The organism is Paraburkholderia sp. BL21I4N1 (assembly GCF_002973525.1).
GTDB lineage: Bacteria > Pseudomonadota > Gammaproteobacteria > Burkholderiales > Burkholderiaceae > Paraburkholderia.
On the sequence record NZ_PVEN01000005.1, the window covers coordinates 456,576 to 473,444 of the forward strand.

12 protein-coding genes and 2 tRNA genes are annotated in these 16,869 nt (G+C 63.4%); 8 read left to right on the forward strand and 6 right to left on the reverse strand.

The window, feature by feature from the left end; all coding sequences use genetic code 11:
- The first annotated feature begins 14 nt into the window (after positions 1-14).
- The 4 genes from B0G83_RS16805 to B0G83_RS16820 are packed head-to-tail and all read left to right on the forward strand — an operon-like array spanning position 15 to position 6,036.
- Positions 15-1,409, forward strand: coding sequence for an undecaprenyl-phosphate glucose phosphotransferase (locus tag B0G83_RS16805; protein WP_105508499.1), 1,395 nt, complete (start codon positions 15-17; stop codon positions 1,407-1,409).
- Positions 1,410-1,411: 2 nt separating this feature from the next.
- Positions 1,412-2,365: a glycosyltransferase family 2 protein gene (locus B0G83_RS16810; RefSeq protein WP_105508500.1), complete on the forward strand. Its 954-nt coding sequence runs from the start codon at positions 1,412-1,414 to the stop codon at positions 2,363-2,365.
- A gap of 37 nt (positions 2,366-2,402) precedes the next feature.
- Entirely contained in the window at positions 2,403-3,602 is a 1,200-nt protein-coding gene (locus tag B0G83_RS16815) for a polysaccharide biosynthesis/export family protein (RefSeq protein WP_105508501.1), read from the forward strand.
- A gap of 22 nt (positions 3,603-3,624) precedes the next feature.
- The gene (locus tag B0G83_RS16820) at positions 3,625-6,036 is read left to right on the forward strand and encodes a polysaccharide biosynthesis tyrosine autokinase (protein WP_105508502.1); all 2,412 of its coding nucleotides are present in this window, start codon (positions 3,625-3,627) and stop codon (positions 6,034-6,036) included.
- Positions 6,037-6,137: 101 nt separating this feature from the next.
- Here the strand turns inward: B0G83_RS16820 and B0G83_RS16825 are convergent, their stop codons facing one another.
- From B0G83_RS16825 to B0G83_RS16835, 3 genes are all read right to left on the reverse strand, one after another.
- Positions 6,138-6,560, reverse strand: coding sequence for a type II toxin-antitoxin system HigA family antitoxin (locus tag B0G83_RS16825; protein ID WP_105508503.1), 423 nt, complete (start codon positions 6,558-6,560; stop codon positions 6,138-6,140).
- The gene (locus B0G83_RS16830) at positions 6,557-6,787 is read right to left on the reverse strand and encodes a type II toxin-antitoxin system HigB family toxin (protein ID WP_231584926.1); all 231 of its coding nucleotides are present in this window, start codon (positions 6,785-6,787) and stop codon (positions 6,557-6,559) included. Before B0G83_RS16830 ends, B0G83_RS16825 begins: the two co-directional genes overlap by 4 nt.
- Positions 6,788-7,161: 374 nt before the next feature.
- Positions 7,162-8,379 carry a glycosyltransferase family 4 protein gene (locus tag B0G83_RS16835; protein ID WP_105508505.1) on the reverse strand — a complete coding sequence of 406 codons (1,218 nt, stop codon included), beginning with the start codon at positions 8,377-8,379 and terminating at the stop codon, positions 7,162-7,164.
- 378 nt (positions 8,380-8,757) lie between these two features.
- Between B0G83_RS16835 and B0G83_RS16840 the strand changes: the two genes are divergently transcribed.
- Positions 8,758-9,930 (forward strand): glycosyltransferase family 4 protein, encoded by a 1,173-nt coding sequence (locus tag B0G83_RS16840; RefSeq protein WP_258167917.1) that lies wholly within the window; start codon positions 8,758-8,760, stop codon positions 9,928-9,930.
- Between the two features lie 137 nt (positions 9,931-10,067).
- Here the strand turns inward: B0G83_RS16840 and rpiA are convergent, their stop codons facing one another.
- From rpiA to rnr, 3 genes are all read right to left on the reverse strand, one after another.
- Positions 10,068-10,763: a ribose-5-phosphate isomerase RpiA gene (gene rpiA, locus B0G83_RS16845; protein WP_105508507.1), complete on the reverse strand. Its 696-nt coding sequence runs from the start codon at positions 10,761-10,763 to the stop codon at positions 10,068-10,070.
- A gap of 62 nt (positions 10,764-10,825) precedes the next feature.
- Positions 10,826-11,569, reverse strand: coding sequence for a 23S rRNA (guanosine(2251)-2'-O)-methyltransferase RlmB (gene rlmB / locus B0G83_RS16850; RefSeq protein ID WP_105508508.1), 744 nt, complete (start codon positions 11,567-11,569; stop codon positions 10,826-10,828).
- Between the two features lie 199 nt (positions 11,570-11,768).
- Positions 11,769-14,276, reverse strand: a complete 2,508-nt coding sequence (gene rnr, locus B0G83_RS16855; protein WP_105508509.1) for a ribonuclease R — start codon at positions 14,274-14,276, stop codon at positions 11,769-11,771.
- A 341-nt stretch (positions 14,277-14,617) separates the two neighbouring features.
- On the opposite strand from rnr, the gene B0G83_RS16860 reads away from it, so the two are divergent.
- From B0G83_RS16860 to B0G83_RS16870, 3 genes are all read left to right on the forward strand, one after another.
- A tRNA-Leu gene (locus B0G83_RS16860) sits at positions 14,618-14,704 on the forward strand.
- Between the two features lie 238 nt (positions 14,705-14,942).
- Positions 14,943-15,029: transfer RNA gene (locus B0G83_RS16865), tRNA-Leu, on the forward strand.
- Positions 15,030-15,193: 164 nt separating this feature from the next.
- A complete protein-coding gene (locus B0G83_RS16870) occupies positions 15,194-16,477 on the forward strand; it encodes an integrase arm-type DNA-binding domain-containing protein (protein WP_105508510.1) in 1,284 nt (427 codons plus the stop codon).
- The last annotated feature ends 392 nt before the right edge of the window (positions 16,478-16,869 follow it).

Genomic DNA, 16,869 nt, shown 5'->3' on the forward strand with positions numbered 1-16,869 from the left:
GGGTAATTTCAATCATGTTCAGGAATACTGCGCGATGCCTCGACGCACTCTTCGTGATTGCGGGAGGCCTGCTCGCTCACTGGATGCGCTTTTCGACGCCGATCGCGTTGTCCGACACCGAGCGCCTGTTGATCGCCTTCAACTGCGTGCTGGTGCTGCTGCTGTTTCCCGGCTTCGGGGTGTATGACACGTGGCGCGGCAAAGCCTTGAGCTCGATGCTGGCGCGCGTCGCCGCCGCCTGGCTGGTGGTTGTCGCCACCGCGCTGGTGCTGGCGTTTACGCTGCATCGCATGGATGCCGTGTCTCGATTGTGGTTCGGCTATTCGACGCTGATCTCCGGTGCGCTGATCGTCGTCACCAAGTGCGTCGTGCATGTGGCGCTGCGCAGCGTGCGCCGCCGCGGCATGAACTTCCGCACGGTGGCGATCGTCGGTGCGCCCGGCTTCTCGCGCACCCTGCTCGCGCATCTCGAACACGCGCCGCAAGCGGGCTTCAAACCGGTCTGCGTGTTCGATACGAGCGACACCCGCATCGACGGTGCCAGCGCCTATGGCGCGCGCATGAAACGCCTGCCGGTGCTGACCGATCTGAACACGTTCGTCAACAAGGTGCGCGACGAACATGTGAACGAAGTGTGGCTCGCGTTGCCGCTTTCCGAAGAACACACCATCTATCGCTTCACGCGTCTGTTCAGGAATGACTTCGTGAATTTGCGCTTCATTCCCGACGTGCGCAGCCTGTCGCTGTTCAACCATGCGCTGGTCGATGTCGTCGGTTTACCGACGCTGAATCTGAGCGCGACGCCGTTCTCGTCGCCGCAAATGTGGCCCAAGCTGATCTTCGACCGGCTGTTTGCGGCCGCCGCGCTGCTTGCGCTCGCGCCGGTGTTCGTCGTGCTCGCGATCGGCATCAAGCTGACTTCGCCGGGACCGGTGTTCTTCCGCCAGACGCGCAAAGGCGTGGACGGCCAGCCGTTCGCGATCTACAAATTCCGCTCCATGACCGTGCATCACGAAGCGCACGGCCAGATCACCCAGGCCACACGCCACGACGCGCGCGTCACGAAACTCGGCGGCTTCATGCGCCGCACCAGCCTCGACGAGCTGCCGCAGTTTCTCAACGTGCTGCTCGGGCAGATGTCGGTGGTCGGTCCGCGTCCGCACGCGGTCGAACACGACGATCTCTACAAGGACCAGGTGTACGGCTACATGTATCGCTACCGCATCAAGCCGGGGATTACCGGCTGGGCCCAGGTGAACGGTTATCGCGGCGCCACCACCAAGGTGGAAAAGATGGAGGCGCGCGTCAAGTTCGATCTGTTCTACATCCATAACTGGTCGTTCTGGTTCGACATGAAGATCGTGCTGATCACGATCTTCAAAGGCTTTGTCGGCCACAACGCATTCTGACCATGCCGCTTCGGAACCCGTTGCTGAAAGTCTCCGTGATCGTGCCGACCTATCGCCGGCCAGCCGACCTCGCGCGCTGCCTCGCGGCGTTGCAACGACAATCGCGCGCACCTGACGAGGTCATCGTGATCGCGCGCGGCGACGACGAGATGACGCACGCCGCCCTGCGCGATCCGGCGGTGGTGCCGGGCACGCTGCCGCTCACGGTGGCGCTGGTCGACGTGCCGGGCCAGGTCGCGGCGCTCAATCGCGGGCTCGATGCCGCCAGCGGCGACGTGCTCGCCATCACCGACGACGACGCGGCGCCGCACGCCGACTGGGTGGCGCGGATCGCCGCCGCGTTCGAACAGGACCCGCGTCTGGGCGGTCTCGGCGGTCGCGACTGGGTGCATGAAAAAGGTCGCGTGCTGGACGGCGAGCGACAGCGCGTGGGCAAGGTCACGGCGGCCGGCATGATCACCGGCAATCATCACCTCGGCGTCGGCGACGCCCGCGAAGTCGACATTCTGAAGGGCGCGAACATGAGCTATCGGCGCGACGCGGTGCGCGCGCTGCGATTCGACGTGCGTCTGCGCGGCACCGGCGCGCAGGTCCATAACGACATGGCGTTCAGCCTGAGCGTGAAGCATGCCGGCTGGAAGCTGATGTACGACCCGCGGGTGGCCGTCGATCACTACCCCGCGGAACGTTTCGACGACGACCAACGCTTCAAATTCAACGACGCGGCTTTCTATAACGCGTCTTTTAATCTCCGACTCATCATGTGCGAAACCCTGACGCCCGCGGGCCGATGGGCATTCGTCGCGTATTCGACGCTGATCGGCAACCGCGCGGACCCGGGGTTCGTGCGCGCGTTGTCGCTGGCATTCGAGCGCGGCGGTGTGGCGCTCGCGCTGCGCAAATGGTGGGTCGGTTTACGCGCAATGCGCGGGGCATGGCAGGAAGCGGTGCGTTGAGGCAATGGCGCACAAGCTTCACGCGAGGGACCAAACAATGACTATCAAGACGATCGCCGCCGGGCTCGCGGCGGCCTCTCTATGCGCCTGTTCGCTGGCGCCGGGGCCGTATCTCGACACCAACCGCCTGACACCGCCCGCGCCGCCCGAGCAGACCGCGGACAAGTTTCCGGTGCATGCGATCGACGTCGCGTACTTCCGTCAGCAGCGCGCGGCGGCGGTGCCGGCCGTCTGCCCGCTCTCCTGCCTGACCGCGCAAACCCGCGCGGGTTACGACTACCGGCTGGGGATCGGCGACCAGTTGAGCATCATCGTGTGGGATCACCCGGAACTGACCGGCGGCGGCACCGGCGTAGCGAGCCTGCCGCCACTGCCGAGCGCCGGCAGCGGCTCGACGCCCTCGCCCGGACCGACGCAGACGCAAGGCGCCACGCCGATCACGCCGACGCTGTCGGGCAGCGGCGAAGGCGGCCTCACCGTGCGGGTTGCCAACAACGGCACGATCTTCTTCCCGCGCGTGGGCCGCATCAAGGTGCAAGGTCTCGACGCGCAGCAGGTCCAGGAAATGTTGACGAAGCGTCTGTCGAAGACCATTCGCGATCCGCAGCTCGACGTGCGCGTGTCGGGCTTTAACAGTCAGTCGGTGCAGGTCACCGGCAACCTGCGCACACCGGCTTCGGAGGCGATCACCGACGCGCCGCTCACGGTGCTCGATGCGATCAATCGCGCGGGCGGCGCGCTACCCGACGCGGATCTGCAGAACGTCGGCGTGACGCGCAACGGCAAACGCTACACCGTCGACGTCGCCGCGTTGCTCGAAACCGGCGATCCGCAGCAGAACGTGCTGCTCAAGGACGGCGACATCATCGACGTACCGGACCGCTCGAATAGCCGCGTGTTCGTGCTCGGCGAAGTCAACAAGCCGACCTCGCTGCCGATGAACCGCGGCCGCCTGACGCTCGCCGACGCGCTGACGGGCGCCGGCAGCCTCGACGTCAAAACCGGCGACCCGCGCTTTGTCTACGTGGTTCGCGGCGCCGACAAGACGCTCACGCCGGATGTCTATCAGCTCGACATGACCCAGGTCGACGCGTTGATGTTGATGACCAAGTTCGAACTACAACCGAAGGACGTGGTGTACGTGCAGGTCTCGAATGCGGCGCGCTTCAACCGTGCGCTCGAACAGATCACGCCGACGCTGCAGTCGCTGTTCTATACCGTGCAGCTCTCCAGATAACGCGCCCGCAACGGAGTTTCCCATGAGTACGTACGACATGCTGGAGCCGGGCCCGCCGCCCGGCGGCGACGAAGACGCGGTGATGCGCGATCTGCTGCGCACGGTGATGGACCAGATCGGCTGGGTGCTCGGCATTGCCGGCAGCATCATTCTCGCCGCCGTGATCTATACGAAGATCGCCACGCCGATCTATTCCGCCGACGCGCTGCTGCAGGTCGACACACAGAGCAATAACGGCGGCGCGCAGAATCCGAATTCGCCGTCGCTCGTGCCGACGGCCGGGCCGATGCATACCGACGCCGAGATCGAGATCATCAAGAGCCGCGCGGTGGTCGAACCGGTGGTCGAGCAGTTCAAGCTGAACTTCAGCACCTCGGCGAAGACCATGCCGGTGCTCGGCAAGATCACCTCGCTGTTCACGCATCCCGGCAAGCCGCTCGGCGCCTTCCTCGGCATGCGCTCGTATGCCTGGGGCGGCGAACAATTCGAGGTCGATTCGATCTCGGTGCCGAAAGCGCTCGAAGGCGCGCGTCTGACGCTGCATGTGCTCGACAACGGCCGCTATCAACTCACCGATGCGTACGGCCAGGAGATCCTGACCGGCGTGGCCGGCGAGCCCGCGACCGGCAGCGACGTCACGCTGTTCGTCAAGAAGCTGGTGGCGCACCCCGGCACGACCTTCTACGTGACGCGCTTCAACCAGCTCGACGCCGTGTCCGGTCTCGCCGCCGGCCTGCAAGTCAGCGAGAAAGGCCGCGACACCGGCGTCGTGCAACTGTCGTACATGGGCACCGATCCGCACGCGATCACCGCGATCACCAACGCGGTGGCGGCCTCGTATCTGGCGCAGCGCACCGAACGCGCGCAGGAAGAAGCGAGCCATATGCTCACGTTCCTGAACAGCGAATTGCCGCATCTGCGCGACGAGGTGAAGAAAGCCGAGACCGCGCTGTCGCAGTATCAATCGAAAGTGGGTTCGTTCCAGCCGACTCAGGAAGCCGGCGTGTATCTCGCCGGTGGCCTCGATTACGAGAAGCAGATCGCCACGCTGCGCATTCAGCGCGCGCAACTGCTGCAACGCTTCACGCAAGAAGCGCCGGAAGTGCAGCAGGTCGACGCGCAAATGGCCGCGTTGACGCGCGAGAAAGCGCGCTTCGAAGATCACTTCACCACGCTGCCGAGTTCCGAGCGCAATGCCCTCGCGTTGCAACGCGACGCCAAGGTCGCCGAGGAAATCTACGTGGCGCTGCTGAACAAAACCCAGGAACTGTCGATTTCGCGCGCCGGCACGATCGGCAACGTGCATATCATCGACGACGCGTTGCTGCCGTCGCAGCCGGTGCGGCCCAAATCCGCGCTGATCATTTCGGCGGGCACGCTGCTCGGGGTGATCGGCGGCATTCTGTTTGCGTTCTGCCGTCGCACGTTCTTCACCGGTGTGGCCGATCCCGAGTTCGTCGAGCGGCGTTTTCAATTGCCGATTTTCGGTTCGATCGCGTTCAGTCCAGAACAGGCGCGCGCCGACAAGCAGTTGAGCGCGCAACGACGGGCCGCGTTGCCCGCGCCGCGCTCCACACCGACCGAGGTGCCCGCGTTGCAATCGGGCGCGGGCGTGATCGCGCGGCTGCGGCCGGGTGCAACGGCGGCGGCAAGCAAGGCGCGCCGCCGCGCCAGCGTGCCGGTCGGCACGCAGACCGTGATTCCGTCCGGCAAGACGCCGATGCGGCCGCTGCTGGTCAAGACGCATCCGTACGATTCGACGGTGGAAGGCTTGCGCGGGCTGCGCGCCACGCTGCAGTTCGGCCTGCTCGAAGCCCCGAACCGTATCGTCGCGATCACGAGCCCGGCGCCGTCGGACGGCAAGAGCTTTCTGTGCGCGAACCTCGCCGCGCTGATCGCGGAGTCCGGCAAGCGCGTGCTGCTGATCGACGCCGATCTGCGACGCGGCCGGCTCGCGCAATATCTCGGCCGCTCGCCGCACGGCGGGCTGACCGAACTGCTGACGGGTCAGGTCGATCTGGAAACCGCGGCGCGCGCAACCGGCGTGGACGGCTTGCACTTCATCGCGGCGGGCGCTTATCCGCCGAATCCGTCGGAGCTGTTGACGTCGGCGCGCTTCAGCGAAATTCTCGCGCGCTTCGAGCAGGACTTCGATCTGGTGATCGTCGACACACCGCCGCTGCTGGCCGTGGCCGACGCCGCGGTCGTCGCCAATCTGGCCGGTTCGACCGTGCTGGTGATGCGCGCCGGCGCGCATACCGAAGGACACCTCGCCGAAGCGCTGAAGAAATTGCGGCGGGCGCGGGCGCGCGTGGTGGGCGGTGTGATGAATGCCGTGCCGTTAAAGAGCCACAATCGCTACGGAACCTATGACTACGCGTATGCCTACACGTATTCCGCCGGCGATCCGCCGGATATTCATGCGCCGCAGTAGGTGTGGTGAGTAGGTAGATCGGAACAGCGTCAAACAGAAGGGGCTGCGCCTGGATCAGGCGCAGCCCCTTCTGGTTTCTCGACGAAGGCGCAGCGTGGTTTTTACAGAAACGCGCTGACGTCGGTATGAAAACGCACGGCCAGCGCCTTGGCGACCTTTTTGCTGATTGCCCGCCGGCCCGCCAGGATATCGCTCACCACGGTGGGCGAAGCGATGCCCATCAGATCCTTCTGCTTGAGCCCGTGCGTTTCGAGCAGATGCCGCAGCACCTCGCGCGGTTCGGCTTTCGGAATCTCGACGTGCTGCTCTTCCCAGCGTTCGATCAGGTCGGTCACGATCGCGAACAGATCGACGAGAGGATCTTCTTCATTGCCATTCAGATGATCGGCGAGCGAGTTGGCGAGACGCACCATCTGCTGGTAGTCGAGTTCGTTGCGGATGGGCGTGATCGGCAACTGGGTTTGCAGCGAGGCCCAGATTTGAGCGATGTCGGGAAAGGCTCCCGGAAGGCGATCGGCATTCATGAGTTTAAATTCTTCCTCGTCCAAAGGTCGTACTCCGCATGCGTCAATACGTGACGAACGAATAACGACTGCCTGTTGTAGTGAATCGCCGCGACGATCCGGAACCGGTTGCCGCCTACATCGAAAACGGTGTATTGCGGCGGCACGTAGTCCACGGCGGCGAACGTCTGCTTCAGGTCGTTATAGCCATACGCGAGGCACGCCTGCGCCAGTGAATACCACGTCATTAGCGCACTGCGCGCGCCCGGATGTCTGTTTATAAAGTCCAGCAACGCTTTCTTTGAAATGATCCGCATTGGATTTCCTCGCCTGGTTTGGCGTGCTGAATATGCACGCTCTACCTGCAAGGCTAAACAGTGCGGCACGGCGCCGATAGCTGGCCTGATGGCATAAGACAAACGCCTGCTGATCGGTTACTACGGTACGACTGAAAGCATTTTATTCGCATAACGAGAACTTCGCAATACGCGAATAACAAGACAGCCCGGCCACGTCGAACGGTGCCGCGGGCTCGTCCTGGCGGCGCATGCGTGTGCATCGTCACGACGCATACGCGCAGATTCAGACCCCACTCATGCGCGAGTCTGCACGCACGCGTGCTTCAACGTCCCCAACTACTTTCCTGTGCCGGCTCGCCGGGCCATCCCAGCTCGGGCGAGGCCAGGTCGAGTTCGTTGCGTTCCACGATACCGAGCCGTTGCCGCAGCCCGCCCGCGGCGATCGTGCGCGTGACTTCGGCCATGAACGCGCGCCGGAACACCGCCGCCGAAAACCGTTCCGCGTTCGCGCGACAGGCGGCCGGCGTGATCTGGTCACGCTGCCGTTCGAAGCGGTCGATCGCGCCGAGCATCGACACCACGGTCTGGCGCGCGAAATACACGCCGGTGGGATGCGGCTCACCGATCGGCACCACCGTTTCGAGCGCCCCGCCCTTGCCGTAGGCGATCACCGGCGTACCACAGGCTTGCGCTTCGAGCGGCACGATGCCGAAGTCTTCCTCGGCGGCGAACACGAACGCGCGCGCGCGTTGCAAATGGTCCTTGAGCACTTCGAACGGCTGGTAGCCGAGAATCGTCACGTTCGGGCCGGCCTTGGCGCGAATCGCCGCCATTTCCGGACCGTCGCCGATCACGATCAGTTGCCGGTGCGGCGTCGCGCTGAAGGTCTCGACGATCAGATCGATGCGCTTATACGGCACCATCCGCGACGCGGTCAGATAGAAGTCTTCCTTGTTCGTGCGCAGTTCGAATTCGTGCACGTCGACGGGCGGCGGTACCACGGCCGCGTCGCGCCGATACGTTTTCATCACGCGCCGCGCGACGAATTGCGAATTCGCGATCAGACGATCGACGCTGTTCGCCGAATGCGAGTCCCAGCCGCGCAGATAGTGGAGCAAAGCGCGCGCGGCCCACGACTTCGGACCGGTCAGCAGATTCGCTTCACGCAGATATTGATGCTGCAGATCCCACGCGTAGCGCATGGGCGAATGCACGTAGCTCACGTGGGTTTGATCCGGGCCGACCAGCACACCCTTGGCGACCGCGTAGGAGCTCGTAATGATCAGATCGTAGCCGGACAGATCGAACTGTTCGACGGCCAGCGGCATCAACGCCAGATACGCGCGATAGCGCCGCCGTGCGAACGGCAGGCGCTGAATGAACGACGTGGTGACCGGTTTACCGCCGAGCGGCCTGCGGTCTTCGAGGAAGTCGACAAGACTGAAAAGATCCGCGTCGGGAAAGCATTCGATGATCTGTTCGAGCACCTTCTCGGCGCCACCCGGTGCGACGAGCCAGTCGTGCACGATCGCCACTCTCATGATCTCCCCACCTATTGATGAACGCCTCCAGGGCTTAGCGAAGAGTGTATGTGCCGCATCGTTTGCCGTGCGTGCGCGTGCCCACATTCGACGCGCGACAGTGCGCGAATAATTGAGCCTCGCGGTTCGCCTCTTGCGAATCCGTGCCTCTCAATCACTCGTCTTCCTATGCGCCCTACGATCGACGCTTCGCCTCTTGTTCATGCTTTGCCGCGTATTCAGCCTGTAGCGATCGAGACGTCGGGTGCATTGGGTGCCTCGGGTGCATTGGGTGCCTCGGGTGCTTTGGGCGCGTCGGCTGGTTCTGTCGGTTCCGTTGCACCTGTCGCCTCGGACGCGACGACGATCGAAGCCACGCGCGCGCCTGGATCACCGAGCGTGCTGTTCGTCGATCAGAGCGGCCAGCTTGGCGGAGCCGAATTCGCCCTGCTGCAACTGGCCGGACATTGCGCCGCGTCTAGCGAAGTCGTGCTGCTGTCCGACGGCCCCTTTCGTACGCGGCTCGAAGCGCTCGGCGCGCGCGTGCAGGTGATCAACGATGCGCGCGTGTCGGGTATCGCGCGGCAGGCGTCGGGGTGGAACTGTTTGCGTGTCCTACCCGGCATGATTCGCCAGATACGAGCGATCGCCGCGCGCGCACGCGAATTCGACGTGCTGTTTCTCAATACGCAAAAAGCGTTGGTGCTTGGCGTGCTCGGCAAACCGCTGCATCGCAAACCGGTGATCTGGTATCAGCACGATATTCTCACGCGCAACCATTTCGGCCGCGTGCAGCTGAGTGTCGTCAAATGGCTGGTGCGGTTCGCGGTCGATCAGGTGGTGGTGAATTCGCAGGCCTCGGCGCGCTCGCTCGCGGCGTTGACGGGGATCGCGGCGGACTCGGTGCCGGTGATTTATAACGGCATCGATGCGGCTGCGTTTAGTCATGTGGAAGGTGCTGAAGGTGCCGAGGGTGCCGGTGGTGCCGACATCGGCGCGTTGCGGCGGCGGCTCGGTTTGCCCGCCGATGCATGGCTCGCGGGCCTGTTCGGTCGGCTCGCGCCATGGAAAGGCCAGCACGTCGCGCTCGATGCGATCGCGCGTTTGCCGGAGGCGCATCTGGTGCTGGTCGGCGCGCCGCTCTTCGGCGAGGATGCGTACGCGCAGCGCTTGCGCGAGCAGGCCACGGCGCTGGGGATCGCGGATCGCGTGCACTTCGTGGGCTTTCAGGACGACGTGCCCGCGTGGATGAGCGCGATGGAGGTGATCCTGCATACGTCGACCGAACCGGAGCCCTTCGGGCGAGTGATCGTCGAAGGCATGGCGGCCGCGCGCCCGGTGATCGCCGCGGCCGCGGGCGGCGTGACCGAGATCGTGCAGCATGGGCAGAATGGCTGGCTGGTCGAGCCAGGCGATGTCGGCGCATTGGCGGACGCGATCGGCACGTTACGGGCCGATCCAGTGCTCGCGCAGCGCCTCGCGCGACAGGCGCGGGACGACGCGCGGTCGGCGTTTTCGGTGGAACAGTATCTGGAGAAGATGACGCAGGCGATCCGGCAGGCTGCGCGTTGAGGCGGATTGAGCGTGGATCGACGAGTGCGTCGAGGCGCTAGTGACTACGCTGACCACCGCAAGGTTTTGAAACCCCCTGAAGAATCCGCGCGCGATCCCTTTTCAACCCACTCACGCGCGGTTCGAACGAAGCTCGATCAGTCCTTGCCGTACTCGATCGTTTCAACGCCGGTATCCGTGCCGAGCAGACACAGATTCGCGCCACGGCCCGCGAACAGCCCCACCGTCACCACGCCCGGCCATGCGTTGATGTGCATTTCCAACGTGCGCGGGTCGCTGATGCGCAGACCTTTGACGTCGATGATTTCGTTACCGTTGTCGGTGATGAACGGCACGCCTTCTTTCGTCACGCGTACCACCGGCACACCGCCGAGCGCAGTGATACGGCGGCCGATCGCGGTACGCGCCATCGGCACCACTTCGATCGGCAGCGGGAAATGGCCGAGCGTGTCGACCCGTTTGCTCGCATCCGCAATACAGACGAATACGTCCGACACCGACGCGACGATTTTCTCGCGCGTCAGCGCGCCGCCGCCACCCTTGATCATCGCGCCGCTGTGGTCGATCTCGTCGGCGCCGTCCACGTACACGCGCAGCGAATCGATTTCGTTCAGGTCGAGCACCTTGAAGCCGTGTGCCTGCAACCGCGCGGTGGTGGCGAGCGAGCTCGACACCGCGCCGCGATAGCGCGACTTGCTGGCGGCCAATGCGTCGATGAAACAGTTCGCGGTGGAGCCGGTGCCGACGCCGATGATCGAGCCTTCCGGCACGGTGGCGTTCACATAGTCGGCGGCGGCCTGGCCGACCAGTTGCTTGAGTTCGTCTTGAGTCATGGGAGAGGCTGGCGTGCAGTAAAAAACGCTAGTTTACCGGAGTGGCGTGTGGGGCTCGGGAGTTACTTCTTCACCGAGCGCTGACGCACCGCTTCGAACAGACACACACCACTTGCCACGGAAACGTTCAGACTTTCCACTGTCCCCGCCATCGGAATCTGCATGACCATATCGCAGGTATCGCGCGTGAGACGGCGCATGCCCTCGCCTTCCGCGCCCATCACGAGTGCGACCGGGCCATCCAGCTCGGTTTCGTACAGGCTCTTGGTCGCCTCGTCCGCCGTGCCGACCACCCACACGCCAGCATCCTTCAATTCGCGCAGCGCGCGCGCCAGATTCGTCACGGTGATGTACGGCACGGTATCCGCCGCGCCGCTCGCGACCTTCGCCGCCGTCGCGTTCAAGCCGACCGCGCGATCGCGCGGGGCGATCACCGCGTGCGCGCCGGCCGCATCCGCCACCCGCAGACACGCGCCGAGGTTGTGCGGGTCGGTCACGCCGTCCAGCACCAGAATCAGCGCCTTACCGTTGATACCGTCGAGCAGTTCCGCCAGGTTCTGCGCGAGCGGCATGTCGGTTGCGCGCGCAACCACGCCCTGATGGCGCTCGGTGTGCGAGAGTCCCCACAGACGCGTTTCGTCGGCGGCGATCAGACGCACGCCCGCTTCTTTCGCCGCGTGCAGAAATTCGGTCATGCGACGATCCTTGCGCGTGGCGTCGTAGTAGACCTCTTCGACCGTCGACGCATCGTGACGCATACGCGCGGTCACTGCGTGGAAACCGTATAAAACCTTGAGACGTGACATGACTGATACAACCTTTGATTGAGCGCGACTGCAACGCGCGCTGCTGTGATGAAGACGAGCTGGATTACTTGGCTGGGCGCTTCGTTACGCTGCCCGCTTGCAGGTTTCGCTCGAGTACTTGACCGCGTTAAAACGAACACCGCGCGCAACCGGTACGTTGCTCCGTACCCGATGCGCGCGGTTCTAAAACAAGGCCGCTTCAGCGCTTCTTGCGAGCCTGCGATTTCGCTGCCGGCTTGGCCGCGGCGCCATGCTTCTTCGCCGCGCCGCGCGCCGCGCGTGCTTCCTTGACCGCCGCGGTTTGCGCCGGTGCGGCCTTCTTGCGCCGTGCTCCCGCTGCGGAGCCGCCAGCGCCGCCGTCCATGGGCGGCAACGAGCGCACGCGCGCCCCGCCGCTTTCACCCGGCGACTTGTCGGCCAACGCGGCACGCGCCGCCGGCGGCTTGATCGGCGTATCGCGCACGAGGCGGAAGTCGATCTTGCGCGCATCCAGATCGACGCGGCTCACCTGCACCCGCACACGATCCGACAAGCGGTAGCGAATGCCAGTGCGCTCGCCGCGCAACTCGTTCTTGATCTCGTCGTACTGGAAGTAGTCCGAGCCGAGTTCGGTGACGTGGACCAGGCCTTCGATAAACAGCGAATCGAGCTGCACGAAAATGCCGAACGACGTGACGCCGCTCACCATGCCGCCGTACTCTTCGCCAAGCTTGTCGCGCATGAAATAGCACTTCAGCCAGGCTTCGACGTCGCGCGAGGCTTCGTCGGCGCGGCGTTCGTTCGCCGAGCAATGCAGGCCGAGTTCTTCCCAGATCGCCACGTTGTTCGCGCGCGCACGGCCGCGTTTTTCTTCGTCGGCCTGCTGCATGGCGCGAGCGCGCGGCGACAACGCCGTATTCAACTCGACGCCTTGCGGCGGCTCCGGCTGATACTTGCGGCCCTGCAGGATCGCGTAGATCGCGCGGTGCGTGAGCAGGTCGGGATAACGGCGGATCGGGCTCGTGAAGTGCGCATAGGCCTCATACGCAAGACCGAAGTGGCCGATGTTGTCCGGGCTGTAGACCGCTTGCTGCATGGAACGCAGCAGCATGGTTTGCAGCATCTGCGCGTCGGGCCGCTCGCGGATCTGCGCCATCAACGCGGCGTAGTCGCTGGCGTGCGGCTTGTCGCCACCGGCCAGCGAAAGGCCCATGCCGCGCAGGAAGGTGCGCAGATTTTCGAGCTTTTCCGGGGTCGGGCCGGCGTGGATGCGGAACAGCCCCGGATGTTTGTTGCGCTTGAGGAAGTCGGCCGCGCAGACGTTCGCGGCCAGCATGCATTCCTCGATCAGCTTGTGCGCGTCGTTGCGGGTGCGCGGGATGATCTGTTCGATCTTGCCCTGCGCATTGCAGACGATGTACGTCTCGGTCGTGTCGAAGTCGATCGCGCCGCGCTTCTGACGCGCCGCGAACAGCGACTTGTACACGCCGTACAGATTCTGCAACTGCGGCAGTAACGCAGCGCGGCGCGTGGCCTCCGGACCCTTGGTGTTTTTCAGCACCGCGGCGACTTCCGTGTAGGTCAGACGCGCGGCGGAATTGATCACGCCGGGGTAGAACTGATAGGCCTTCACTTCGCCGCGCGCGGTGACGATCATGTCGCACACCAGCACGCAACGGTCGACGTGCGGATTCAGCGAACACAAACCGTTCGACAGTTTCTCCGGCAACATCGGAATCACGCGGCGCGGAAAATACACCGAGGTGCTGCGTTCGATCGCGTCGGCGTCGAGCCCGCTCTTCGGATGCACGTAGTGAGAGACGTCCGCGATCGCGACGATCAGACGGAAGCCTTCGCCGCGGCCCACCTGCACCGGCTCGCAGTACACGGCGTCGTCGAAGTCGCGCGCGTCTTCGCCGTCGATCGTGACGAGCGGCACGTCGCGCAGATCAATGCGATGCCGCGCGTCGACCGGACGGACTTCGTCGGGGAGCTTCGCGGCTTCGTCGAGTGCGGCCTGGCTGAACTCGTGCGGCACGCCGTACTTGCGCACCGCGATTTCGATTTCCATGCCGGGGTCGTCGATATCGCCGAGCACTTCGACCACGCGGCCGAGCGGCTGCGAATGACGGCTTGGGAAATCGGTCAACTCGACCACCACGACCTGGCCGACCTTGGCCTTCTTGGTGTTCTGCTGGATCAGGATGTCGTGGCCGATGCGCTTGTCTTCAGGCGCCACGATCAGCGCGCCGTTCTCATTCAGCAGACGACCGATCACGCGTTTGTTGGCGCGGTCCGTGACCTCGACGATATGCCCTTCCGGACGCCCGCGCCGGTCATAGCCGACGATGCGCGCGAGCACGCGGTCGTTGTGCATGACCTTCTGCATTTCGCCGGTGGGCAGGAACAGGTCGTCCTGGCCGTCGTCGCGAATCAGGAAGCCGTAGCCGTCGCGATGACCTTGCACTCGGCCCGCGACGAAGTTCGACGGATGCGTGAGTTGGTAGAGATTGCGCTGATCGAGCCGGATCTGGCCGTCGCGCTCCATGGCGCCTAAGCGCTTGAAAAATCCTTCGCGTTCCTGGCGCTTGATCGACAGGGCTTCGGCGATGTCGTTCGCGGCCAGTGGGGCTTCGCTCGTGCGCAGGACGCCCAGAATTTCTTCGCGGCTTGGAATCGGATACGGGAATTTGCTCAAGGGCTTGTCGATGATTTTTTCTCGTTGCATGGACGTCGGTCGGCGATGTGGCTCGGCTTTAGGAAGCGTTTGCTTGGCGCTTGAGTTGCACTTGCGATTGCACAGGAAAGACTCTCTCGGGTCCGGCTCGTTCAAGGCTGAGTCCGACGGGCGTGTGTGCACCGTGCCAACGAACTACTGCGAGGCATTCTAACACCCGTCTCGCGCGCCAAGCGGCCCGTCAATAGTCGCTGCGCCGTCGATATGACGTCGTCGCGAAACGCGGGCAGACCCGCTATCGCGATGTTTAAGCAAGTTCTTAGAAACTTCCCAGAAACGCTTGACAGTCCTGAATCGGTCGCTATAATGGCGTTCTTTGCAGTTCATCACCTGCCCAGGTGGCGAAATTGGTAGACGCACTAGGTTCAGGTCCTAGCGGTGGCAACACTGTGGAGGTTCGAGTCCTCTCTTGGGCACCAGATTTAATAATAAAGCCGCCTCCGGGCGGCTTTATTATTTATGTGAGGCTGATCGATACGGCTTGCGTAATTCAGAACCGATCGAGTGATTTTCATGGCGTTGGCAGGACGGTAGTCGACGGTGAAGTTTTACTTCGCCGCACGATTTAACCGGGCGGTTGAAGCAGCGAAGTTTGTTTGTCGGCAGGGTTGACACGCTGAATCTTCACGCTAAAATAGCGGTCTAGTTTGAAGACGTGCCCAGGTGGCGGAATTGGTAGACGCACTAGGTTCAGGTCCTAGCGGTGGCAACACCGTGGAGGTTCGAGTCCTCTCCTGGGCACCATAAGGCTGTATAGCGTAGTACAGAGAAGTCCAGAAGACCCCGTAAATCATTGAATTTGCGGGGTTTTTTGTTTATTGCCGTCCAGGCAGGAACACGGCAAGCCACGTGCAGATGAGTGCGTTTTTGAGTACATTGAAAGTTCGAGATCACGCAATGTACTCACCATGCCTCTCACCGTCCGCGAAGTCGAAGCAGCCCGGCCCCGGCCAAAGCCCTACGGTGTCGCCGATGGCGACGGTCTGGTCCTCTGGGTCACGCCGGAGGGCAACAAGTTCTGGCATTTCCGCTATCGCCTGCACGGCAAGCAACCGCGTATCTCGCTGGGACGCTACCCCGACGTCACGCTTCAGAAAGCGAGGCAGCAGGCAGCGGCATACCGGACGCTCGTCGCCGACGGCGCCGATCCGCGCGCGAAACGACGGATAGACCGGCAGCGGGCGGACGCCAGCGACGACGGCACGTTCAGGGCCGCTGCTGAACTCTGGTACAAGAGCAAACAGGATGCGGGTCGGTCCGCCTCGACGCTGGACAAGATCCGGACGTACCTCGACAAGGACATCCTGCCCGAGCTCGGTTCGATCAAACTAGTGAACATCACGCGCGCAGACTGCGCCCGCGTTCAGGAACGCTTCGAAAAGCGCGATGCCCTCAATGTATCGAAGAAGGCCCGTGGCTGGTTACGCGAGATTTTCAGTCAGGCCATCGCACGCGGGAAGTGCGAATTCAACCCGGCGTCGGAACTCAAGGTCATTGCAAAGCCCGCCCCAAAGGCTAAGCCCTATCCCCACCTGCTCGAACCGGAGCTGCCCGACTTCCTGCGCGCGCTTGAAAAATCGAAGAGCCGCCTCATCGCCTACGTTGCAGCCTGGATGACGATCTGGACGGCAAGCCGGCCGGGTATGGTCCGCTTCGCCGAATGGACCGAGATTGATCTCGATGGCGCGCTGTGGACGATCTCCGCCGAGAAGATGAAGATGCGGCGCAGCCACGTCACACCGCTCCCGTCGCAACTGGTCAAGGCGCTCAGGGAGCTCAAAAAGCTGACAGGCCGTCACCAGTACCTTTTCCCCGGCATTGGCACGAAGCACGATGTCATCAGCGAGAACACTATCAACCTCGTGTTTTCGAAGATCGGCTACAAGGGCCGCATGGTCGGTCACGGCACTCGCCATACCGCGAGCACCCTTCTTCGCGAGCACGGTTGGACAAAGGATCACGTTGAAACGCAGCTAGCCCATCTCGAGGAAGGCACTGCCGGCGACTACAACCACGCCAGGTATCTAGTTCAACGTCGCGCGATGATTCAGTGGTACGCCGACTACCTTGATGCGCTCAAAACAGGCATGCACCCCACCCACGAGCAATCATTCGCTCAACGGGTTAACACAAAGTCCATGCGAGCGACCTCTGCGCCGCCAACGCTCGGCAATGACGAAATCGCAGCCTGATAAAACCGAGCGTCAACGCTCGAACAAGGTCCGTTTGGCAGGCTCGGCTGCGCTAGCCTCGGAACGCTTGAATCCCACTCGATCATCAATAGATCTCGCAAGCCCGTGTTTTTAAGGGGCCCCCAATCGCCGTCGCGTAGCCCTAGCCCTACCGTCGTTGAACCTTGCCGCGTGCCGGAGCGGGAGCGGGCTGAGGACGCGGGGGCGCCAGCATCGGGCTCGCACGGCTGGTGCCGAGTTGAAATTTCTGTGCCGCGTCGACCAGTTCCAGCGTTCCGGACCGTCCAAACGAAATCTCGAGCCGGCGCCTTTTCAGATCAAACGTGAAAGTGACGCCATCTCGCTGATACGTGGCGCGCTTCGAGCGGTCGTCATCATGAACGTCACCGCCC